This is a genomic window from Pantoea sp. EKM103V (assembly GCF_011800365.1).
Lineage (GTDB): Bacteria > Pseudomonadota > Gammaproteobacteria > Enterobacterales > Enterobacteriaceae > Pantoea > Pantoea anthophila.
On sequence record NZ_JAALFQ010000007.1, the window covers coordinates 146,585 to 168,712 of the forward strand.

Genomic DNA, 22,128 nt, shown 5'->3' on the forward strand with positions numbered 1-22,128 from the left:
TTGCGACTCATCCCCTATTCTCCTGAAGGAGCGCAAAGTGTTAAACAAAGTTCTGCCGGTATTGCTGTTACTCTCCGCCCCCGTTCTGGCGGCTAAGCCGGTCCTCACGGTCTACACCTACGACTCCTTCTCTGCCGACTGGGGCCCTGGCCCGGCGGTAAAAAAAGCCTTTGAGGCGCAGTGCAACTGTGAGCTGAAATTCGTCACGCTGGAAGATGGCGTCTCGCTGCTGAACCGCATACGGATGGAAGGCAAAAACAGCAAAGCGGATCTGGTGCTGGGGCTGGATAACAATCTGGTGCAGGCGGCGCAGAAAACCGGTCTGTTTACTGAAAGTCAGGTCGACACCGCAAAACTTACCCTGCCTGGCGGCTGGCACGACACCACCTTTGTGCCGTTTGACTATGGCTACTTCGCCTTTGTCTATGACAAAACCCGGCTGAAAAACCCGCCCAGGAGCCTGAAAGAGCTGGTCGACAGCCCGGAAAAGTGGCGGGTGATCTACGAAGATCCCCGTACCAGTACCCCCGGCTTAGGCCTGCTGCTGTGGATGCAGAAGGTCTACGGCGACCAGGCTCCGCAGGCGTGGCAGAAGCTGGCGCAGAAAACCGTAACGGTGACCAAAGGCTGGAGCGAAGCCTATGGCCTGTTCCTGAAGGGCGAAGGCGATCTGGTGCTGAGTTACACCACCTCTCCGGCTTACCACATCATCGAAGAGAAAAAAGAGAACTACGCTGCCGCCCCGTTTGCCGAAGGACACTATCTGCAGGTGGAAGTGGCAGCACAGTTAGCCAGCAGCAAACAGCCTGCGCTGGCACAGCAGTTCATGCAGTTTATGGTCTCGCCTGCGTTCCAGCGCACCATTCCCACCGGCAACTGGATGTACCCGGTGATCGATACGCCGCTGCCTGCCGGTTTTGCCAGCCTGACGGTGCCGTCCACCGCCCTGCAGTTCTCGCCTGAAGAGGTGGCCACACAGCGTTCAGGCTGGATCAGCCAGTGGCAACGCGCCGTCAGCCGCTGATGCCGCGCTGGCTGATCCCCGGCTCGCTCGCCACGCTGCTGCTAACCGGCGTGGCGCTGCTGGCCTTTGGCGCACTCTGGATGGCCGCGCCAGGCCTGGAGTGGCGCAGCGTGCTGCAGGATGCATATCTGCGGCACGTGATCGGCTTCTCTTTCGGTCAGGCGCTGCTCTCCGCCCTGCTCTCCCTGCTGCCTGCCGTGCCGCTGGCGCGTGCGCTCTATCGGCGCCGTTTTCCCGGCCGCCAGCTGCTGCTGCGTCTCTGTGCCATGACTCTGGTCCTGCCGGTACTGGTGGCGGTGTTTGGTCTGCTGACCGTCTATGGCCGCGTTGGCTGGCTGGCCCAGCTCTGTCAGCTGCTGGGCATCGGTTATCACTTCTCACCCTATGGTCTGCCGGGCATTTTGCTGGCGCACGTCTTCTTTAATCTGCCGCTGGCGACGCGTCTGATGCTGCAGGCGCTGGAGAGCATTCCGGCCGAGCAGCGTCAGCTCGCGGCGCAGCTCGATCTGCGCGGCTGGCACCATTTTCGCCTGCTGGAGTGGCCGTGGCTGCGGCGTCAGTTGCTGCCGACCGGCGCGCTGATCTTTATGCTCTGCTTTGCCAGCTTTGCCACCGTGCTGTCACTGGGGGGCGGGCCGCAGGCTACCACGCTCGAACTGGCGATTTTCCAGGCGCTGAGTTATGACTACGATACGGGCCGTGCCGCGCTGCTGGCGCTGATTCAGCTCGGCTGCTGCCTGACGCTGGTGCTGCTCAGCCAGCGCTTCAGTAAGGCGATCCCCGCCGGCACCCGTCAGCTGAAGGGCTGGCGCGATCCGCAGGATTCATGGGGCGCACAGCTCAGCGATGCGCTGCTCATCCTGCTGGCGCTGCTCCTGCTGCTGCCTCCGCTGGCGGCGGTGATTGTGGAGGGCCTGCATGGCGGCGTGCGCGGTGCGCTGGCTCAGCCTGCTCTCTGGCGGGCAACCCTGACCTCATTACGCATCGCCACCGGGGCCGGATTGATCTGCGTGGTGCTGACCATGATGCTGCTCTGGAGCAGCCGCGAGCTGCGTCTGCGCCAGCATCCGGCGGCGGCCACGCTTATCGACACCAGCGGAATACTGATTCTGGCGATGCCGGGCATTGTGCTCGCCACCGGCTTTTTCCTGCTGTTCAACGCCACCATCGGCCTGCCCGACTCCGCCGAAGGGCTGGTGATGTTTACCAATGCGCTGATCGCCATTCCCTATGCGCTGAAAGTGCTGGAAAACCCGATGCGCGACACCGCGGAGCGTTACGGCAGACTCTGCCATTCACTGGATATTCAGGGCTGGAACCGGCTGCGGCTGATCGAGTTGCGGGCGCTGAAACGTCCGCTGGCCCAGGCGCTGGCCTTTGCCTGCGTCCTGTCGATTGGTGATTTTGGCGTGGTGGCGCTGTTTGGCAGCGCCGACTTCCGCACGCTGCCGTTCTATCTCTATCAGCAGATAGGCGCCTATCGTGGCGCTGATGGTGCGGTTACCGCCCTGCTGCTGCTGCTGCTCTGCTTATTGCTGTTCACGCTAATGGAAAAATTACCGGGCCGCCATGCTGACTCTTGATAACCTTACCTATCTCTACCAGCATCTGCCGATGCGCTTCAGCTTCAGGGCCACACGCGGTGAACGCATCGCGATTCTCGGCCCCAGCGGCGCGGGAAAAAGCACCCTGCTGAGCCTGATTGCCGGTTTTCTGCCGGTGAATCAGGGCACCCTGCTGATTGACGGTCAGGAGCACACCCACAGTGTTCCGGCCCGACGACCGGTCTCCATGCTGTTTCAGGAGAACAACCTGTTTCCGCACCTCAGCGTGCAGCAGAACATGGCGCTGGGGCTGCACCCGGGGCTACGACTAAGCGCGGAACAGCAGCAGCAGCTGACTGCGCTGGCTGAACAGGTGGGATTAGGCGATCTGCTGTCACGCCTGCCAGGCGAACTGTCGGGCGGCCAGCGCCAGCGCGTGGCGCTGGCCCGTTGCCTGTTACGTGACCGTCCGGTGCTGCTGCTGGATGAGCCCTTTTCCGCGCTGGACCCCGCCCTGCGCGGCGAGATGCTTCAGCTGGTGCGATCGGTGTGTGAGGCGCGCAGCATCACGCTGCTGATGGTGTCACACAGTCTGGAAGATGCGCAGCAGATCGCGCCGCGCAGCGTGGTGATTGTGGATGGCCGGGTTTACTGGGATGGCGAAACCCGACAGCTGCTGTCGGGCGACACGCGGGAGGCTGACGTACTCGGCATCCCGCGTCGTTAGCGGCTCAGGCGATGAAAACCTGCCACAGCAGATGGCGGAAAACCGGCATCATGGGATGGAACTGGATCGCGACAAACGCCACCACGGCGATCGCCAGCCCCAGCGGGCCAGCCCAGCGCAGGCGCGCCGGGGGCAGCCAGGCGGTGGCCCAGTCACGGCTTTTGCCACTGCGCCACCAGCGCCAGCCTAACCAGCCGCCAAGCCAGATCAGCAGCGCTGCGCCGAGTAACAGCCATTTAAAGCTGCCGCCCTGCGCCGCTTTTGGCACGTCAATCGCCACCCCGGCCAGAATGCCGGGCAGCAGATAGATCGGCGGCCAGAGAAGACAGCCGATAAGATTAGGCGGCAGAAATTTACGTACCGGCAGCTCCAGCATACCCGCCGCCAGCGGGATTAGCGGCCGCGTGGGGCCGACAAAACGTCCGACCAGGATGGTAAACATACTGTGCTGATGCAGGGCATGCTCGGTTTTATCCAGCAGGCCTTTGTACTTTTGCAGATACTTCCAGCGGTGCAGCGGCCCCTGGAATTTCCAGCCGATACCGTAGGAAACCCAGTCACCGATCAGGCAGCCCGCAAAGCCCGCCGCCCAGGCAGGATAAAGACCAAGCTCGCCACTGCCGATCAGCGCGCCCAGGCTGGCCATCATCACCGTACCTGGCAGCAACAGCCCGACCAGCGCCAGCGACTCCAGAAACGTCACCAGCGCAACGGCAAACAGCGCCCACTCCAGGGACTGCGTAATCAGTTGTTGAATCCAGGCTTCCATAGTGGTCCTTAGTCAAAGCAGAAGGCTGGATTGTCCAGAGCCAGCCACACAGCGTCAAGGCAAGAATTGTAGGACAATGTTGACAAATCGTGGCGACAGGAACTGTATAAATATCCATGATATACTCAGGTTGTTTACTTATCCCTGAAACACGGCGTCCGGAGAACATCTGACTATGCCCCGCGCAGGTTTTCTGCTCACCCGCCACTGGCGGGACAGCCCGAATGGCACCGAAATTATCCTCTGGCTCGCCACCGATGCGGGCGCGCAGCGCGTGGTGCTGCCCGTGCAGGAGTCTGTCGCTTTTGTGCCTGCGGAATATCAGGCGCAGATCAGCGAGCTGCAGAGAGAGGAACGCCAGCTGCGTATCCAGCCGCTGGCGCTGAAAGATTTTCGTCATCGTCCGGTGCTGGGCCTCTACTGCCAGCAGCATCGTCAGCTGCAGCGCATCGAAAAACGGCTGCGCGAACAGGGGATTCCGATCTACGAGGCAGATATCCGCCCGCCGGAACGCTATCTGATGGAGCGCTTTATTACCGCCCCCGTCTGGTTTGATGGCGAGCAGCAGGGCGACACGCTGATCAATGCGCGGCTTAAGCCCCATCCCGACTATCGCCCGCCGCTGAAATGGGTCTCGCTGGATATTGAAACCACCCAGCATGGCGAGCTCTACTGCATCGGACTGGAGGGCTGCGGTCAGCGCCAGGTCTACATGCTCGGCCCGGCTAACGGCGATGCCAGCACGCTGGATTTCGACCTGATCTATCTCGACAGCCGGCCACAGCTGCTGGAAGCCCTGAACCAGTGGTTTGCAGAGCATGACCCGGATGTCCTGATTGGCTGGAACGTGGTGCAGTTTGACCTGCGGGTGCTGCAGAAGCATGCCGACCGCTACGGCATTCCGCTGCGTCTTGGCCGCCAGCAGACGGCGCTGGAGTGGCGGGAACATGGCTTCAAGCCGGGCGTTTTTTTCGCACAGGCCAGCGGCCGCCTGATTATTGATGGCATCGACGCACTGAAGTCGGCGTTCTGGGATTTTCCGTCGTTCAGCCTGGAGTCGGTGTCGCAGCAGCTGCTGGGTGAAGGCAAAGCGATCGACAACCCCTGGCAGCGCATGGAGGAGATCAACTGGCGGTTTGCCAACGATAAACCGGCGCTGGCGCGCTACAACCTGAAAGATTGCGAACTGGTGACGCGCATCTTCCACAAAACGGCGATCATGCCGTTTCTGCTGGAGCGCGCGGCGGTCAATGGTCTGGCCGTGGACCGCCATGGCGGTTCGGTGGCGGCGTTCAGTCACCTCTATATTCCGCGCATGCACCGTGTCGGGTTTGTCGCGCCCAACATGGGTGAGGTGGCCCCGGAAGCGAGCCCGGGCGGTTATGTCATGGATTCGCGTCCCGGTCTCTACGACTCGGTGCTGGTGCTGGATTACAAAAGCCTCTATCCGTCGATTATCCGCACCTTCCTGATCGATCCGGTGGGCCTGGTGGAGGGTCTGGCCCATCCTGATGATGCGGATTCGGTTGCCGGTTTCCGGGAAGCGCGCTTCTCTCGCCACACCCACTGCCTGCCGGCGATGGTTGAACAGATCTGGCTGGGGCGCGAAGCGGCGAAAAAACAGAACAATCAGCCGCTGTCACAGGCACTGAAGATCATCATGAACGCCTTTTACGGTGTGCTGGGCACCAGTGCCTGCCGCTTCTTTGATCCGCGACTCGCCTCCTCAATTACCCTGCGCGGTCACGCCATCATGCAGCAGACCCGCGCGCTGATTGAAGCGGAAGGCTACGACGTCATCTACGGTGACACCGACTCCACCTTTGTCTGGCTGAAGTCGGCCCACGATGAGGAGCAGGCCGCTGCCATTGGTCATCAGCTGGTGCAGAAAGTGAATGCCTGGTGGCGCGATCACCTGCAGCAGACGCTGGGACTGACCAGCGCGCTGGAACTGGAGTATGAAAACCACTTCTGCCGTTTTCTGATGCCGACCATTCGCGGCGCGGAACAGGGCAGCAAGAAACGCTACGCCGGACTGATTCGTGACGCCGACGGTGCGCGCATGGTCTTTAAGGGACTGGAGTCGGTGCGAACCGACTGGACGCCGCTGGCCAAAACATTTCAGCAGCAGCTCTACCACCGTATTTTCCACCGCGAGCCGTGGCAGGATTACATCCGGGAGACCGTGGCGCAGCTGCTGGCGGGCGAGCTGGACGATCAGCTGATCTACAAAAAGCGCCTGCGGCGTCCGCTGAAGGAGTATGAACGAAATGTGCCCCCGCACGTGCGCGCCGCCCGGCTGGCTGATGAGCAGAATCGCAAACTGAACCGGCCACTGCAGTATCAGAACGGCGGCCGGATTCGTTACGTCATGGCTACGGCTGGCCCCGAACCGCTGGAGGCGCGCAGTACGCCGCTCGACTATGACCACTATGTGACGAAGCAGCTGCAGCCGGTGGCAGAGGGGATTCTGCCCTTTGTCGGGGGAGATTTTGCTACACTGATTACGGGGCAACTGGGGCTTTTTTGACAGGTGACGAATGCCCTGCCATCCAGTACCATAGCGCCCTTCCTGAAACTCACCGCTCTTATGCACGCTCCAGACCTTGTTGTCTGGCGGTAACGCTATTGCCTGAGATTCGGGAACACCTCTAAAAACGTTAAAATTCGAGCTAAAAATATATGGTTTTTACATTAGGTCAGCGCTGGATTAGTGATACGGAAAGTGAACTGGGACTGGGCACCGTGGTGGCGATCGATACCCGCATGATCACCCTGCTGTTTCCGGCCACGGGGGAAAACCGCCTCTACGCCCGCAACGATTCGCCGGTTACCCGCGTCATCTTTAACCCGGGTGATACCATCACCAGTCACGAAGGCTGGCAGATGCGCGTCGATGAAGTCCGCAACGAAAATGACCTGATGACCTATATCGGTACCCGACTGGATACTGAAGAAAGCGATGTAATCCTGCGTGAAGTGATGCTCGACAGCAAGCTGGTGTTCAGTAAGCCGCAGGATCGTCTGTTTGCCGGTCAGCTCGACCGCATGGACCGCTTTGCCCTGCGCTTCCGCGCACGCAAATACCAGAGTGAGCAATACCGTCTGCCGATCAGCGGGTTACGCGGCATGCGCACCAATCTGATCCCTCATCAGCTGCATATCGCACACGATGTGGGTCGCCGCCACGCGCCACGCGTACTGCTGGCCGATGAAGTGGGCCTGGGTAAAACCATTGAAGCCGGGATGATCATTCAGCAGCAACTGCTGGCGGGTCGTGCCGAGCGGGTACTCATCGTGGTGCCTGAAACCTTACAGCATCAGTGGCTGGTCGAGATGCTGCGCCGCTTTAACCTGCGTTTCGCTCTGTTTGATGATGACCGCTACACCGAAGCGCAGCACGACAGCGATAACCCGTTTGAAACGGAACAGCTGATCATCTGTTCGCTCGACTTTGTTCGCCGTAACAAACATCGCCTTGAACTGCTGGCCGATGCCGAATGGGATCTGCTGGTGGTGGATGAAGCGCACCACCTGGCCTGGTCCGAAGGCGAACCCAGCCGTGAATATCTGGTCATCGAAAAACTGGCTGAGAAAACGGCCGGGGTGCTGCTGCTGACGGCGACGCCGGAACAGCTCGGCATGGAAAGCCACTTTGCCCGTCTGCGCCTGCTCGATCCGGACCGTTTCCATGATTTTGCTGCCTTTGTTGAAGAGCAGCAGCATTTCCGTCCGATTGCTGATGCGGTAACAGCGCTGCTGGCTGACCAGGCGATCTCCCAGGAGGAGATGAACCGGATCAACGATCTGGTGGGCGAAGAGGATATCGAGCCGCTGCTGCAGGTCGCCAACAGCGATCGTGAGGGCAAGCTGGAGGCGCGTCAGGAGCTGATCGCCATGCTGATGGATCGCCACGGCACCAGCCGCGTCCTGTTCCGCAACACCCGTAACGGTGTGAAAGGTTTCCCGAAACGCGAACTGCATCAGATCCGCCTGCCGCTGCCTGCGCAGTATCAGACGGCCATCAAAGTCTCCGGTATTATGGGCACGCGCAAAAGCGCCGAGGAGCGGGCGCGTGACCTGCTCTACCCGGAGCAGATTTATCAGGAGTTTGAAGGCGACAGCGGCACCTGGTGGAACTTCGATCCGCGCGTGGAATGGCTGATGGGCTATCTCACCAGCAACCGTAAAGAGAAAGTGCTGGTCATCTGCGCCAAAGCGGCCACGGCGCTGCAGCTGGAGCAGGTGCTGCGCGAGCGCGAAGGCATCCGGGCGGCGGTGTTCCACGAAGGCCTGTCGATCATTGAGCGTGACCGGGCTGCCGCGTGGTTTGCCTCGGAAGAGAACGGCGCGCAGGTGCTGCTCTGCTCTGAAATCGGTTCTGAAGGCCGTAACTTCCAGTTTGCCAGCCGCCTGGTGATGTTCGACCTGCCCTTTAACCCGGATCTGCTGGAGCAGCGTATCGGCCGTCTGGACCGTATTGGTCAGGCGCACGATATTCAGATTCTGGTGCCGTGGCTGGAGCAGACCGCTCAGGCGGTGCTGCTGCGCTGGTATCATGAAGGTCTGGACGCGTTCGAGCACACCTGCCCGACCGGTCGTACCATCTACGACAGCGTGCATCAGCAGCTGATCGGCTATTTAGCCGCGCCGGAAAACAGTGAAGGCTTTGACAGCTTTATCGCGGAGTGCCGTAAACAGCACGAGGCGCTGAAATCGCAGCTGGAACAGGGCCGCGATCGTCTGCTGGAGCTGAACTCTAACGGCGGCGAATCGGCTCAGCTGCTGGCGAACGCCATCAGCGAGCAGGATAACGACACCGGTCTGGTGAACTTCGCGCTGAACCTGTTTGATATTGTTGGTATCAATCAGGAAGATCGCAGCGATAACCTGATTGTGCTAACCCCTTCCGACCACATGCTGGTGCCCGATTTCCCTGGCCTGCCGGAAGATGGCTGCACCATCACGTTCAACCGCGATCAGGCGCTCTCCCGCGAGGATACCCAGTTCATCACCTGGGAACATCCGCTGATCCGTAACGGCCTGGATCTGATCCTGTCGGGTGACACCGGCAGCTCCGCGCTGTCACTGCTGAAGAACAAGGCGCTGCCGGTGGGCACGCTGCTGGTTGAGCTGATCTACGTGGTGGAAGCGCAGGCACCGAAGCACCTGCAGCTGACCCGCTTCCTGCCACCGACGCCTGTCCGTCTGCTGCTCGATCGCAACGGCACCAACCTGGCCGGGAAAGTGGAGTTCGAAAGCTTTAACCGCCAGCTGAATGCGGTTAACCGCCACACCGCCAGCAAACTGGTCAATGCGGTGCAGCAGGATGTGCATGCAATCCTCACCCAGGGTGAAGAGAGCGTGGTCAGCGAAGCACGTGCTGTGATTGAAGCGGCGCGGGCCGAGGCGAATGAAAAGCTGGGCGCAGAGCTTTCCCGTCTCAACGCGCTGAAAGCGGTGAACCCGAACATCCGTGAAGATGAGATCGAGGCGCTGGAAAGCAACCGTGAACAGGTGCTGGAAAGCCTGGATCAGGCCAACTGGCGTCTCGACGCGCTGCGCCTGATTGTGGTGACTCACCAGTAAGCTCAGGGGCCTTCCGGCCCCTTATTTTTGGAAAGCCCTATGGAACCTTACAATCCACCGCGTGAACCCTGGCTGCACATCCTTTATCAGGATGCGCATATCATGGTGGTGAATAAACCCAGCGGTCTGCTCTCGGTACCCGGTCGGCTGGATGAGCACAAAGATAGCGTGATGACGCGGATACAGCGTGATTTTCCGCAGGCGGAATCGGTTCACCGGCTGGATATGGCGACCAGTGGTGTGATGGTCGTCGCCCTGTCCAAGGCGGCTGAGCGTGAGCTGAAACGGCAGTTTCGCGAGCGGGAACCCGCCAAGACCTACGTGGCCTGCATCTGGGGTCATCCGGAGAAGGAGGAGGGAGTGGTTGATCTGCCGCTGATTTGCGACTGGCCTAATCGTCCGAAGCAGATGGTCTGCTTCGAGAACGGCAAAGCCGCGCAGACGGAGTATCAGGTGCTGGAATATCGTGCGGATAACAGTGCGCGCGTTTCGCTGAAGCCGATTACCGGCCGCTCGCACCAGCTGCGGGTGCATATGCTGGCCCTGGGCCATCCGATTCTGGGCGACAACTTCTATGCCCATCCGGACGCCAGGGCGATGGCACCGCGCCTGCTGCTGCACGCGGAGTCACTGACTATCACCCATCCGGCATTCGATAATGCCATGACGTTTCGTCAGCCCGCCGATTTTTAAGGGGGGCGGTACGCCTGGCCGCCTCCCTCTGAGAGGCGGAGAGAGGCGCGATTACTTAAAGCCTTTTTCTTTGCGAATCAGATCGTACGCCGCCTGAATTTCCTGCGCCTTCTGCTTCGCCATCTCCATCATCTCTGGCGGCAGCCCCTTCGCCACCAGCTTGTCGGGATGATGCTCGCTCATCAGCTTGCGGTATGCGCGCTTGATGGCGGCGGCGTCATCGCTGCTCTTCACACCCAGCACGCTGCAGGCATCTTCCAGCGTTGGTCCACGTTGCGCCTGCTGAAAGCCACCACTGCCACTGCGCTGTCCGCCGCCGAACTGCTGGCCGCCTTCCATCATGCGCAGGAACTGATCGAACTGAACGCGTGAAATGCCCAGCTCCTCGGCGATGACATAGAGCACCTGCCGCTCATTGGGATGCAGGGAACCGTCGGCAAAGGCAGCCTGAATCTGAATTTCCAGGAACATGCGAATCAGATCGAACCGGCCAAAACAGGCGCTGCGCAGTTCCCGCAGTTTGCTGCGTAACGGGTAATCTGCCTGCTTGCCTTCGCGAAATGCGCGCTGGGCGGCGGTGCGCGAGTCACCGTGCAGCTGCATCCGCTCCATGAGCAGCGATGCAATCTGAATATCCGCTTCGGTAACGCGCCCTTTTGACTTGGTCAGATGGCCCATGACCTGAAAGGTGGTGCTGAAAAACAGCGTCTGTCGGGTCTGATTATTTGAGAAGTAAGCCTTGCCTTGCGCGCCGCGCACTTTGTCAAACATATGGCCAATGATCAAACCGATCACAATACCCCAGAAGCCTGCACCGGAAAGTAATCCCAGCGCCAGACCCACAACTTTTCCCCAGTAGCGCATAAACTCCTCAATTCGCCATGCTTGCGGCTGAAAATTGCATTATCATACCTGTCATTTATCTCAGCGCCTAACGGCAACGCTGACTGACCAGGATTAACACTGGCGCAACGCCGGGCAGTAAGTTAGTCTCTGACCCGATTGTCGGCATGATGCCAGTTTTCATGGAATTCTCGATACCGCGTATGAAAAAACATATACCTACCCTGCTGGCCACACTGATCGGCGCAGCCATTAGCCAGCAAGCCGTTGCCGACGATCTGATGTCGCAGTGTATGTTAGGCGTGCCGAGTTACAACCGCCCGCTGGTGAATGGCGATACCAATCAGCTGCCTGTCACCATTCACTCCGACGCTGCCAAAGGGAACTATCCCGATGATGCGGTCTTCACAGGCAATGTGAATATTGAGCAGGGCAACAGCCGTATGCAGGCCGATGAAGTTCAGCTTCATCAGCGTCAGCAGGAGGGCCAGACCACGCCAGTTCGTACCGTCGATGCCCTGGGTAATGTGCATTACGATGATAACCAGGTCATCCTGAAAGGTCCGAAAGCCTGGTCTAATCTGAACAGTAAAGATACCAACGTCTGGAACGGTCAGTACCAGATGGTGGATCGTCAGGGTCGCGGCACCGCCGATCAGATGAAACTGCGCGGTGATAACCGCTACACCATTCTGGAAAATGGCACCTTTACCTCCTGTCTGCCCGGCTCCAACAGCTGGAGCGTGGTGGGTTCTGAAGTGATTCAGGACCGCGAAGAGGAAGTGGCCGAGATCTGGAACGCCCGCTTTAAACTCGGTTCCGTTCCGGTGTTCTACAGTCCCTATCTGCAGTTACCGATTGGCGACCGTCGTCGCTCCGGCTTCCTGATCCCGAATGCCAAATATGGCAGCAACAACGGCTTTGAGTTCATCCTGCCTTATTACTGGAACATCGCGCCGCAGGCCGATGCCACCATTACGCCGCACTACATCAGCAAGCGCGGCATGAAGTTTGAGAATGAATTCCGTTATCTGACAGAGCTGGGCGCAGGTCTGATGGAGTTCGACTACCTCGGCTCAGATAAGCAGTATGACAAAGACAAAGCGCTGCGCGGCATCGCCGAAAATGACAGCTCCGATCGCTGGCTGTTCTACTGGCGTCATGCGGGTGTCTACGATAAACACTGGCGTTTCAGCGCGGACTACACCAAGGTCAGCGATAGCTACTACTTCAACGACCTCGACTCGAAGTACTACAGCTCGACTGACAACTACGCCACGCAGAAATTCAGCATTGGCTACGCGGACACCAACTGGGATGCGACGCTCTCCACCAAAGATTTCCAGGTATTTGGCAACACTAGTAACAGCAACGTCTATCGCGCCATGCCACAGCTGGACGTCAATCTCTATCAGAACGATATCGGTCCGTTTGATGGCCGGATCTATGCACAGGCGGTAAAATTCACCAACGTCAGCGATCGCTATCCTGAAGCGACCCGTTTGCACGTTGAGCCAACGCTGAACCTGCCGCTGTCAAACGGCTGGGCTAGCCTGGATACCGAAGCGAAACTCCTGGCGACGCACTATCAGCAGGATGATGTTGAGTATTACAACAACAACATTGATACCGACCGCAACAACCAGCTTAAAGAGTCCGTTAATCGCACCCTGCCGCAGTTTAAAGTCGATGGCCGTCTGGTCTTTGACCGCGATATGGACTCCGCGGCGGGCTACACCCAGACGCTGGAGCCGCGGGTGCAGTACCTCTATATCCCGTACCGCAATCAGAGCAACATCTATCCATACGACTCAACGTTGCTGCAGACCGACTACACCGGCCTGTTCCGCGACCGCACCTACAGCGGCCTGGATCGTATCGCCTCGGCCAATGATGTTGCCACCGGCGTAACCACACGCATTTATGATGCCGATCTGGTTGAACGTTTTAACGTTTCTGTAGGTCAAATCTACTCGTTTACCCCTTCTCGTACTGGTGTGAATCAAACCAGTAAAGAAGATGATACCGGCAGCCTGATCTGGGCTGGCGATACATACTGGAAAATCAGCGATCGCTGGGGCGTCCGGGGTGGGTTGCAGTATGACACCAAACTCGACAACGTTTCCCAGGGCAATACCGTACTGGAATATCGTCGTGATGCCGATCGCATGGTGCAGCTGAGCTACCGTTACAGCAGCCCGGAATATGTTGCGGCTGCGCTGAACGACAGTAACCTGGTTAACAGCCGTGTCTACAAAAACGGGATTTCTCAGGTGGGCACCACGGCCAGCTGGCCGATTGCGGATGCATGGTCCGTGGTAGGCGCGTACTACTACGATACCCGCAACAGCCGTCCGGCTTCGCAGCTGGTAGGCCTGCAATACAGCTCATGCTGTTATGCCATTCGGGTCGGTTACGAACGCAAAATTAACGGTTGGGAAAACGACGACAGTAAATATGACAACCAAATCTCATTCAACATTGAGCTGCGTGGTCTGAGCTCCAACTATGGCTTAGGCACCAACGATATGCTGCGTCAGGGGATTATCCCTTACCAGCCCGCTTTCTGATGTTGTGATGTTTGACAGGCAATCCCGCAGTGCGGAACCAACAATGGATAAAGTATGAAGAACTGGAGAATGCTGATTCTTGGTGTGGCAATCAGTGCCAACACCGCGTTCGCAGCACCACAAGTCGTTGATAAAGTTGCCGCCGTGGTCAATAACGGCGTGGTTCTTGAGAGTGACGTGGACGGCATGATGGGCACGGTGAAATCTCAGGCCCGGCAGGCAGGTCAGCAGTTGCCAGATGATAAAACGCTGCGCCATCAGATTCTGGAACGCCAGATCATGGACAACATCATTCTGCAGATGGGTGAAAAAGCGGGGATCCAGATCAGCGACGAGCAGCTGGACCAGGCGATTAAGAACATCGCCGCACAGAACCGCATGACGCTGGATCAGCTGCGCAGTCGTCTGGCTTATGACGGCATGAACTATGGCGTCTATCGCTCACAGATCCGCAAAGAGATGATGATTGCCGAAGTCCGCAACAATGAAGTGCGTCGTCGCGTGACCATCCTGCCGCAGGAAGTGGATACGCTTTCAACCCAGATTGCCGCCCAGAACAGCCAGGGAACCGAGCTGAACATCAGCCACATTCTGCTGCCGCTGCCGGAAAACCCGACGCAACAGCAGGTCGATGAGCAGGAAACGCTGGCGAAACAGCTGGTTGGCGAACTGAAAAATGGTGCGGATTTCGGCAAAATGGCCGTGACCTACTCCGCCGACTCGCAGGCGCTGAAAGGCGGCAACATGGGCTGGGGTAAAATCGAAGAGTTACCGACCCTGTTTGCCCAGGCGCTGGCAACGGCGAAAAAAGGTGACATCGTCGGTCCGGTGCGTTCAGGTGTGGGCTTCCATATCCTGAAGGTGAACGACCTGCGTGGCGAAAGTAAGAACGTCTCGGTCACTGAGGTGCATGCCCGTCATATTCTGCTGAAACCATCGCCGATTCTCACTGACGATCAGGCCAGGGCGCAACTGGAACAGATCGCGGCCGATATCCGCAGCGGAAAAACCACCTTTGCCGCCGCGGCCAAACAGTACTCTGATGACCCGGGATCGGCGAATCAGGGTGGCGATCTCGGCTGGACCTCTCCGGAAGTCTTTGATCCCGCCTTCCGTGATGCGCTGCTGCGTCTGCAGAAAGGCCAGACCAGCCAGCCGGTGCACTCCTCTTTCGGCTGGCATCTGATTCAGCTGCTGGATACCCGCCAGGTGGATAAAACCGACGCGGCCCAGAAAGAGCGCGCTTATCGCATGCTGTTTAACCGTAAATTTGCTGAAGAAGCGCAGACCTGGATGCAGGAACAGCGCGCCAGTGCTTATGTGAAGATTCTGGATGGCAATGCACAGTAACCAGCGTGTGGTGATCACTCCCGGCGAGCCCGCCGGGATTGGTCCCGATCTCACCGTTCAGCTGGCTCAGCACGCCTGGCCGGTGGAACTCGTCGTCTGCGCCTCCCCTGCCCTGTTGCAGCAGCGGGCAGCGCAGCTCGGTCTGCCGCTGACCCTGCGTCACTACCAGCCTGAGGCGGACCCCGTGCCGCAGCAGGCGGGGACGCTGACCATTCTGCCGATTGAGACGGCACAGCCGGTCACACCAGGCGAACTCTGTGTCGCTAACGGTGACTATGTGCTGGCCACGCTGGCCCGCGCCTGTGACGGCTGTCTGCAGGGTGAATTTGCGGCGCTGATTACCGGTCCGGTGCACAAAGGCGTGATTAACGATGCCGGTATCGCCTTTACCGGCCATACCGAATTCTTCGCCGACCGCGCAGGCGGTCATCGCGTGGTGATGATGCTGGCAACCGAAGCGCTGCGTGTGGCACTGGCCACCACGCATCTGCCGCTGAAAGAGGTGCCTGCGGCGGTCACCCGCGAATGCCTGCATGAAGTGATCACCATTCTTCATCGTGATCTGCAGCAGAAGTTCGCCATTGCCGAGCCGCATATCTATGTCTGTGGTCTTAACCCCCACGCCGGTGAAGGCGGCCACATGGGACGGGAAGAGATCGAGACGATTACGCCGGCCCTCAATGAACTGCGTCAGCAGGGCATTAAACTGACCGGCCCGCTGCCTGCGGATACGCTGTTCCAGCCCAAATATCTGCAAAACGCCGATGCGGTGCTGGCGATGTATCACGACCAGGGCCTGCCGGTACTGAAGTTTCAGGGGTTTGGTCGCGCGGTAAATATTACCCTGGGCCTGCCCTTTATCCGGACCTCCGTTGACCACGGCACCGCGCTTGAACTCGCCGGGCTGGGTCAGGCGGAACCGGGCAGCTTTATCACGGCGCTTAACCTCGCCATCACTATGATCAAGAGCAGTAATGAATAATCGCGTCCATCAGGGGCACTACGCCCGTAAACGTTTCGGGCAGAACTTCCTGAACGATCAGTACATTATCGACAGCATTGTCTCCGCCATTCATCCCCAGCGCGATGAAGCGCTGGTGGAGATCGGCCCTGGCCTCGGCGCCTTAACCGAGCCGGTGGGTGAACGCCTCGATAGCTTAACGGTGGTGGAGCTGGACCGCGATCTCGCGGCGCGTCTGCAAACGCATCCGTTCCTTGGCCCGAAACTGACCATCTTCCAGCAGGATGCCATGACCTTCGACTTTGCCGCGCTGGCACAGGAGAGAGGCCAGCCGCTGCGGGTATTTGGTAACCTGCCTTACAATATTTCTACCCCGCTGATGTTCCACCTTTTCAGCTATACTGGTTCGATCAAAGATATGCACTTCATGCTGCAGAAAGAGGTGGTTAACCGTCTGGTTGCGGGCCCGGGTAGCAAAGCGTATGGTCGCCTGACGGTGATGGCGCAATATTACTGTCAGGTTATTCCGGTGCTGGAAGTGCCGCCACACGCCTTCACGCCGCCACCGAAAGTGGACTCGGCTGTCGTGCGTCTGGTGCCGTTTGCCGAGCCACCGCATCCGGTCAGCGACGTGCGTATCCTGAGCCGTATCACGACAGAAGCCTTTGGTCAGCGCCGTAAAACATTGCGCAACAGCCTGAACCATATGGTGGCGGCGGGTGCGCTGGAAGAGTTATCCATTGATCCTGGTCTGCGTGCTGAAAACGTCTCGGTCGCGCAATATTGTCAGCTGGCTAACTGGCTGGCGACACATCAGGGAAAATCGCAGGAGTAAGTCATGAGTGAAACGGCCCGCGTCTCCGTTCATGTGCAAAGCCAGTACGTCGCCTCCCAGTCCTCGCCGGATGAGGATCGCTACGTCTTCGCCTATACCATTACGATACGCAATCTGGGCCGTTCCGCCGTGCAGCTGCTGGGGCGTTACTGGCTGATTACCAACGGTAACGGCCGCGAAACAGAAGTTCAGGGTGAAGGCGTGGTCGGTGAGCAGCCGCTTATCCCGCCGGGCAACGAATTCCAGTACACCAGTGGTGCTGTCATCGAAACGCCGATGGGCACCATGCAGGGACACTACGTGATGGTCGACGATCAGGGCGACACCTTTCACGTTGAAATCCCGGTGTTCCGCCTCGCCATCCAGACGCACATTCACTGATTTTCACGCCTTTTGCCCGATACGTCGGGCACATTCCCGATGGATAAAACGTTATGAGCACATACCTGATTGGCGACGTCCATGGTTGCTACGATGAATTACGTGCCTTGCTGCAGCAGGTCGATTTCAATCCCGAGCATGACACGCTGTGGCTGACCGGTGACCTGGTGGCGCGCGGTCCTGGCTCACTGGAGGTCCTGCGCTATGTGAAGTCACTGGGCGACGCCGTGCGCCTGGTGCTGGGCAACCACGATTTACATCTGCTGGCGGTCTATGCCGGAATCAGCCGTAACAAGCCGAAAGATCGCCTCACCACCCTGCTGGAAGCGGACGATGCTGATGAGCTGATCAACTGGCTGCGCCGGCAGCCGCTGCTGCAGGTGGATGAAGAGAAAAAGCTGGTCATGGGACACGCCGGTATCACGCCTCAGTGGGATATCGACACCGCGAAAAAATGTGCGCGGGAAGTGGAAGCGGTGCTCGCCAGCGACAGTTATCCGCTGTTCCTGGATGCGATGTATGGCGATATGCCAAATAACTGGAGCGAAGATCTGACCGGTCTGGCCCGACTGCGCTTCAGCACCAATGCCTTTACCCGTATGCGCTACTGCTTCCCCAATGGTCAGCTGGACATGATCTGCAAAGATGCCCCTGAATCGGCGCTGCCACCGCTGAAGCCCTGGTTCAACATCGACGGACCGGTCGCCCGGGACTACACCATCGTTTTCGGTCACTGGGCTTCACTGGAAGGCAAAGGCACGCCAGAGGGAATTATCGGCCTGGATACCGGCTGCTGCTGGGGCGGCGCGCTGACCCTGCTGCACTGGGAAGAGCAGCGCTATGTGGTTCAGCCCTCTAACCGCGAGAAAGCGCTCGACTCCAGCGAAAGTCTGGCGCCTCCGGCGCTATAACCCTGAGGCTGGCCTGGCGGCCAGCCTGCTGTTTTATGCGCCGATAATGCCGCCATCCTCCCGGGTGATCATGATCACCGACGAGCGCGGGCGCGGACTGTTGTCAGGAAAATGTGAATCCCCCTCTTCGCCAGGGTGCTGCACGTTCACGAACAGCGTTCTGTAGTCAGGCGTGAAGGTAATGCCGGTCAGCTCGCAGGATTTAGGGCCGACCATAAACCGGCGAATCTCGCCGCTGTCCGGGTCTCCTGCCAGCATCTGATTATTCCCCTGCCCCTGATAATCCTCTTTGTTGCTGTATTTGCCATCGGTAAGGATCCAGAGCCGTCCCTGCGCATCAAACCCCAGGCCATCCGGACTGTTAAAGGTGTTTTCAGCAGTGATGTTCGGTGTGCCACGATAGATGCCTTCGGGATGGGCAATCGGATTGCCGCATAACGCGTAGATGTCCCAGGCAAACGACGTGGCCGTGGCATCGCCCTTCTCATCCCAGCGGATAATCTGGCCGTAGATATTTTTAGGACGCGGGTTGGCGGCATTAACCGGCATCCCCTCATTGCCGCGCTTGTTGTTATTGGTCAGCGTACAGTAGGCGCGGCCATCATGCGGGTTAACGGCGATCCATTCCGGCCGATCCATCCGCGTGGCGTTAACCACATCGGCAGCAGCACGCGCATTGATCAGGACATCGGCCTGGCTATGAAATCCTTTCTCAGCAGTGAGTCCATTTTCCCCCCATTTCAGTGCCAGCCAGCGACCGCTGCCTTTCAGGGGTGTGCCCTGTTCATCGCCGTTAAACTGCGCCACATAGAGCGTGCCCCGATCGAGCAGTCCGTGATTCGCTTTCGCATCGTCCGGGTTAACCTTGTCGTCCGAGACATATTTATAAATGTACTCGCCACGCTCATCGTCGCCCATGTAGACCACCAGCTGGCCGGTTTTAGCAACCGTCACCGCAGCATTCTCATGCTTGAAACGCCCCAGCGCGGTTCGTTTGACCGGCACCGATTGGGGATCGAAGGGATCGATTTCGACTATCCAGCCGTGGCGGTTAAATTCGTTAGGATTTTTTGCGATATCGAAGCGGGGATCAAAATCGGACCAGTTTCGCTCCGGCTCGGCGGCGTTCAGGGTGTAGCGCTTCTGCTGGGCGGTCGGCGTAAAATCCGCGTCATGCGTGCCAAAGTAGGTGTCGTAGTTCTCTTCGCAGGTCAGATAAGTGCCCCAGGGCGTTTTACCGTTGGCGCAGTTACCAAAGGTGCCGAGAACCTGCAGGCCCTGAGGATCGGCGGCGGTCTGCAGCGCTTTGTCGCCTGCGGCCGGACCGGAAAAACGCATCGGGGTATTGGCGGTAATGCGGCGGTTGTAATCTGAAGGACGGACAACCTGCCAGCGATTGCCTTCGCCGCGTTTAATCTCAACGACAGAAACGCCGTGCGCCGCCTGTGATTTCTTCACATCATCCAGGCTGGTCGCTTTGCTGCCGCCATGGGCGAACAGCGTCGGCTCATTCACATACTCATTGTTGATTGCCATCACGCCACGATGCTCATCAATGGCGAAGAAGCTCATCCCGTCATTGTTGTCACCGAACTGCTTTTCCTGATCCTCCGCGCTGTTGTTGCCATGCGGATCGAACTCAGCCGCGCCATTAACCAGCGGATCGCCCCAGGAGATCAGCACTTCAGCGCGATAGCCTGGCGCCACGACAATCTCATCCGCGGTCGAAGCGGCAATCGCCTGAAAGCCCAACAGCGGGCTGCCGGCGGGTTTTTCCTGCGCCAGTGCGCCGGATGAGAAAGTCAGGCCGCCGCTGAGAAAGCCGGTCAGCCCGAGTGCGCCGGAACCGGCAAGGAACTTACGTCGCTGCGAATCGGGCAGGCGGTCTGTGCTTAACGCGGAGAGTTCGATCTTCATCAGTGATTGCTTCCTTTGTGTCGGTCCCGGAAAAGAAGCAATGCTAATGAATAAAGATGACAGCCAGGTTACAGGCGGGCGGGCAAGGAATCAGCGACGGCGATCCAGGATCTCAAAGCAGTAGCTGTGGGAGTTATGCTCATCAGCGTCGTGGAACTCGCTGAACGTTGACTGCCACTCATCCGGCTCGTAATCCGGGAACTGCGTATCACCTTCTACTTCTGCATCGATGTGGGTCAGATAGAGGCGATCGGCACACTTCAGCATCTGCTCATAAACGCGTCCGCCACCGATCACCATGATCTCTTCGGCTTCACCGGCAGCCTGAAGCGCCTCATCCAGCGAAGTGACCCAGGTGACGCCTTCGGCGGTGCCGGGCTGGCTGCTGACCACGATATTCAGTCGGCCAGGCAGCGGGCGACCAATCGATTCAAAGGTCAGCCGGCCCATAATTACCGGTTTTTTCAGGGTGTTACGCTTGAACCACGCCAGATCTGCAGGCAGGTCCCACGGCATGGCGTTCTCCATTCCAATAATGCGATCTGCTGCTAATGCCGCGATAAGACTAATCATGTTAACTACTCACAGGAAAAAAATTGGCGCCATGATACGAGAAGGTGAAACTTTCGTCGATAGGGGGGAAGGTCTAATTGCGTAAAGCTTTTTATGATGTCGCGTTTCACTGCCTGCGCAGCGTTTTTCACCGCGAAATCGCGTCTGTTAGCCGCAGCTCGCCAGTAATCTGACGCCAGCTGGCACAAAACCGGGCGAATAAGAAAACGGCTCCCGCAGGAGCCGTCGGGGTTATCAGAAGTCGTAGCGCAGACGCACCAGATTCATATCACCCAGGTTATCGGTGCTGGAGGTAAAGACATGTTCGTAATCGACACGGAAACCGTAGTCGAGGAAGAGCGTCACACCCAGACCGTTGTCGATGCGCTGATAATCACGGCCGGTCGCATACTCAATGCGATCGCCCATAACATACGGCTGCACCGCTTTCAGGCCATACTGCGCCACCGGGATTTTATAACCGGCAAAGTATTCCACGCCCCATGCATCGCCAGCAAAGTAGTCATGCACATCTTTGCGTTTGGTGGTCATGAAGTTCTGATACCAGCCGCCGCCCGCTGACAGCGTCCAGTTGCCCGGGGTCCAGCTCAGCGCGGTACCATAAATGTTCTGATCGTAATCGCCGCTGTCGCCGTTGTTCGGGTTACGCATCGCCGCGCGGGTGTAGTTCCACGCCGTGCCCCAGCTCAGATCGTCGGTAATGTGATAATCCACACCCAGCGAACCGCCGCCTTTGCGCTTGTAGCGCAGGCCGTTGCCTGGCAGGAACTCATTATCGTCGAACAGATAAGAGGCGTAGAGATCCAGATCGCCGAAGGTGTTTTTATACTTCAGCTGCTTACGCGAACGGTAAGAGCCATCGTAGTCGCCATTGATCCCGTTGCCTGGTGCCTGACCGATCATGTCGTAGTCCCAGATATCGGTCTTGGCCCCTACGGTATCGTAGTAAACGCTGTTCTGCTGACCAAAGGTCAGCTGGCCCCAGGTCTTGCTTTTCAGACCGGTGTAGAGCTGGCGGCGCGTGGTGTTATTCGCACCGTCTGCATAGTGACGATCCCAGCTGAATACCGCCGGAATATTCACGCCCAGCTCGTAGTAGCTGATCCAGCTGACATCATCGAACAGGTAGTAATCCGCGCCGAAACGGAAACGGGTGCCGCCATCGAATCCGTCACGCTTGTACGATTTGTCATCCACGCCGGTCTGGTGATTGACCTGAGCACGGATGCTGCCGCCAAAGGTAAAGTTGAGGCGGCTAAGCGGATCGCCAGCCTGTGGATCCTGTTTTAACAGGGTGATTTCCGCCTGGCTGGCGAAAGGAAGAATAGCCATCAGTGCAGCCACTGCACTCAGAGAAAAAGTACGCATTTTCATTTTTATAGGTGTCCTTGCACGCTCCGGTGATGAGCGGCAGGCATATTACTGGCGAAAAATCCGGACA

At 58.5% G+C, this 22,128-nt stretch carries 17 protein-coding genes; 12 read left to right on the forward strand and 5 right to left on the reverse strand.

What is annotated here, in order from left to right; all coding sequences use genetic code 11:
• Nucleotides 1-37 precede the first annotated feature (37 nt).
• Genes thiB through thiQ form a run of 3 tightly spaced genes read left to right on the forward strand, consistent with a single transcriptional unit; the run spans nt 38 to nt 3,295 of the window.
• Nucleotides 38-1,024, forward strand: a complete 987-nt coding sequence (thiB, locus tag HFD97_RS15185) for a thiamine ABC transporter substrate binding subunit (protein WP_167432194.1) — start codon at nt 38-40, stop codon at nt 1,022-1,024.
• Nucleotides 1,000-2,607 (forward strand): thiamine/thiamine pyrophosphate ABC transporter permease ThiP, encoded by a 1,608-nt coding sequence (thiP, locus tag HFD97_RS15190; RefSeq protein WP_167432195.1) that lies wholly within the window; start codon nt 1,000-1,002, stop codon nt 2,605-2,607. Before thiB ends, thiP begins: the two co-directional genes overlap by 25 nt.
• Complete coding sequence (thiQ, locus tag HFD97_RS15195) at nt 2,594-3,295, forward strand: thiamine ABC transporter ATP-binding protein ThiQ (protein WP_167432196.1); 702 nt, start codon at nt 2,594-2,596, stop codon at nt 3,293-3,295. Before thiP ends, thiQ begins: the two co-directional genes overlap by 14 nt.
• Nucleotides 3,296-3,299: 4 nt before the next feature.
• On the opposite strand, the gene HFD97_RS15200 is transcribed toward thiQ, so the two are convergent.
• Complete coding sequence (locus HFD97_RS15200; RefSeq protein ID WP_167432197.1) at nt 3,300-4,064, reverse strand: DedA family protein; 765 nt, start codon at nt 4,062-4,064, stop codon at nt 3,300-3,302.
• A gap of 169 nt (nt 4,065-4,233) precedes the next feature.
• Here HFD97_RS15200 and polB point away from each other — a divergent pair, with 169 nt between their 5' ends.
• From polB to rluA, 3 genes are all read left to right on the forward strand, one after another.
• Nucleotides 4,234-6,594 carry a DNA polymerase II gene (gene polB, locus HFD97_RS15205; RefSeq protein WP_167432217.1) on the forward strand — a complete coding sequence of 787 codons (2,361 nt, stop codon included), beginning with the start codon at nt 4,234-4,236 and terminating at the stop codon, nt 6,592-6,594.
• 152 nt (nt 6,595-6,746) lie between these two features.
• Nucleotides 6,747-9,653, forward strand: coding sequence for an RNA polymerase-associated protein RapA (gene rapA / locus HFD97_RS15210; protein WP_167432198.1), 2,907 nt, complete (start codon nt 6,747-6,749; stop codon nt 9,651-9,653).
• Nucleotides 9,654-9,692: 39 nt separating this feature from the next.
• The gene (gene rluA / locus HFD97_RS15215) at nt 9,693-10,346 is read left to right on the forward strand and encodes a bifunctional tRNA pseudouridine(32) synthase/23S rRNA pseudouridine(746) synthase RluA (protein WP_167432199.1); all 654 of its coding nucleotides are present in this window, start codon (nt 9,693-9,695) and stop codon (nt 10,344-10,346) included.
• Between the two features lie 51 nt (nt 10,347-10,397).
• Here rluA and djlA read toward each other — a convergent pair whose 3' ends face one another.
• Complete coding sequence (gene djlA / locus HFD97_RS15220; protein WP_167432200.1) at nt 10,398-11,210, reverse strand: co-chaperone DjlA; 813 nt, start codon at nt 11,208-11,210, stop codon at nt 10,398-10,400.
• A gap of 182 nt (nt 11,211-11,392) precedes the next feature.
• On the opposite strand from djlA, the gene lptD reads away from it, so the two are divergent.
• The 6 genes from lptD to apaH are packed head-to-tail and all read left to right on the forward strand — an operon-like array spanning nt 11,393 to nt 18,197.
• Nucleotides 11,393-13,759: an LPS assembly protein LptD gene (gene lptD / locus HFD97_RS15225; protein WP_167432201.1), complete on the forward strand. Its 2,367-nt coding sequence runs from the start codon at nt 11,393-11,395 to the stop codon at nt 13,757-13,759.
• A gap of 54 nt (nt 13,760-13,813) precedes the next feature.
• A complete protein-coding gene (gene surA, locus HFD97_RS15230; RefSeq protein WP_009092189.1) occupies nt 13,814-15,109 on the forward strand; it encodes a peptidylprolyl isomerase SurA in 1,296 nt (431 codons plus the stop codon).
• Nucleotides 15,099-16,091, forward strand: coding sequence for a 4-hydroxythreonine-4-phosphate dehydrogenase PdxA (pdxA, locus tag HFD97_RS15235; protein WP_009092191.1), 993 nt, complete (start codon nt 15,099-15,101; stop codon nt 16,089-16,091). The genes surA and pdxA overlap by 11 nt, the downstream gene beginning before the upstream one ends.
• Entirely contained in the window at nt 16,084-16,905 is an 822-nt protein-coding gene (gene rsmA / locus HFD97_RS15240) for a 16S rRNA (adenine(1518)-N(6)/adenine(1519)-N(6))-dimethyltransferase RsmA (RefSeq protein ID WP_009092193.1), read from the forward strand. Before pdxA ends, rsmA begins: the two co-directional genes overlap by 8 nt.
• A gap of 3 nt (nt 16,906-16,908) precedes the next feature.
• Nucleotides 16,909-17,286, forward strand: a complete 378-nt coding sequence (gene apaG / locus HFD97_RS15245) for a Co2+/Mg2+ efflux protein ApaG (protein ID WP_009092195.1) — start codon at nt 16,909-16,911, stop codon at nt 17,284-17,286.
• A gap of 53 nt (nt 17,287-17,339) precedes the next feature.
• Complete coding sequence (gene apaH / locus HFD97_RS15250; RefSeq protein ID WP_009092197.1) at nt 17,340-18,197, forward strand: bis(5'-nucleosyl)-tetraphosphatase (symmetrical) ApaH; 858 nt, start codon at nt 17,340-17,342, stop codon at nt 18,195-18,197.
• A 33-nt stretch (nt 18,198-18,230) separates the two neighbouring features.
• On the opposite strand, the gene HFD97_RS15255 is transcribed toward apaH, so the two are convergent.
• From HFD97_RS15255 to HFD97_RS15265, 3 genes are all read right to left on the reverse strand, one after another.
• Entirely contained in the window at nt 18,231-20,114 is a 1,884-nt protein-coding gene (locus tag HFD97_RS15255) for a PhoX family phosphatase (protein ID WP_167432202.1), read from the reverse strand.
• A gap of 90 nt (nt 20,115-20,204) precedes the next feature.
• Complete coding sequence (folA, locus tag HFD97_RS15260) at nt 20,205-20,687, reverse strand: type 3 dihydrofolate reductase (RefSeq protein WP_167432203.1); 483 nt, start codon at nt 20,685-20,687, stop codon at nt 20,205-20,207.
• 234 nt (nt 20,688-20,921) lie between these two features.
• Complete coding sequence (locus HFD97_RS15265; RefSeq protein ID WP_370528422.1) at nt 20,922-22,055, reverse strand: porin; 1,134 nt, start codon at nt 22,053-22,055, stop codon at nt 20,922-20,924.
• Nucleotides 22,056-22,128: the final 73 nt, after the last annotated feature.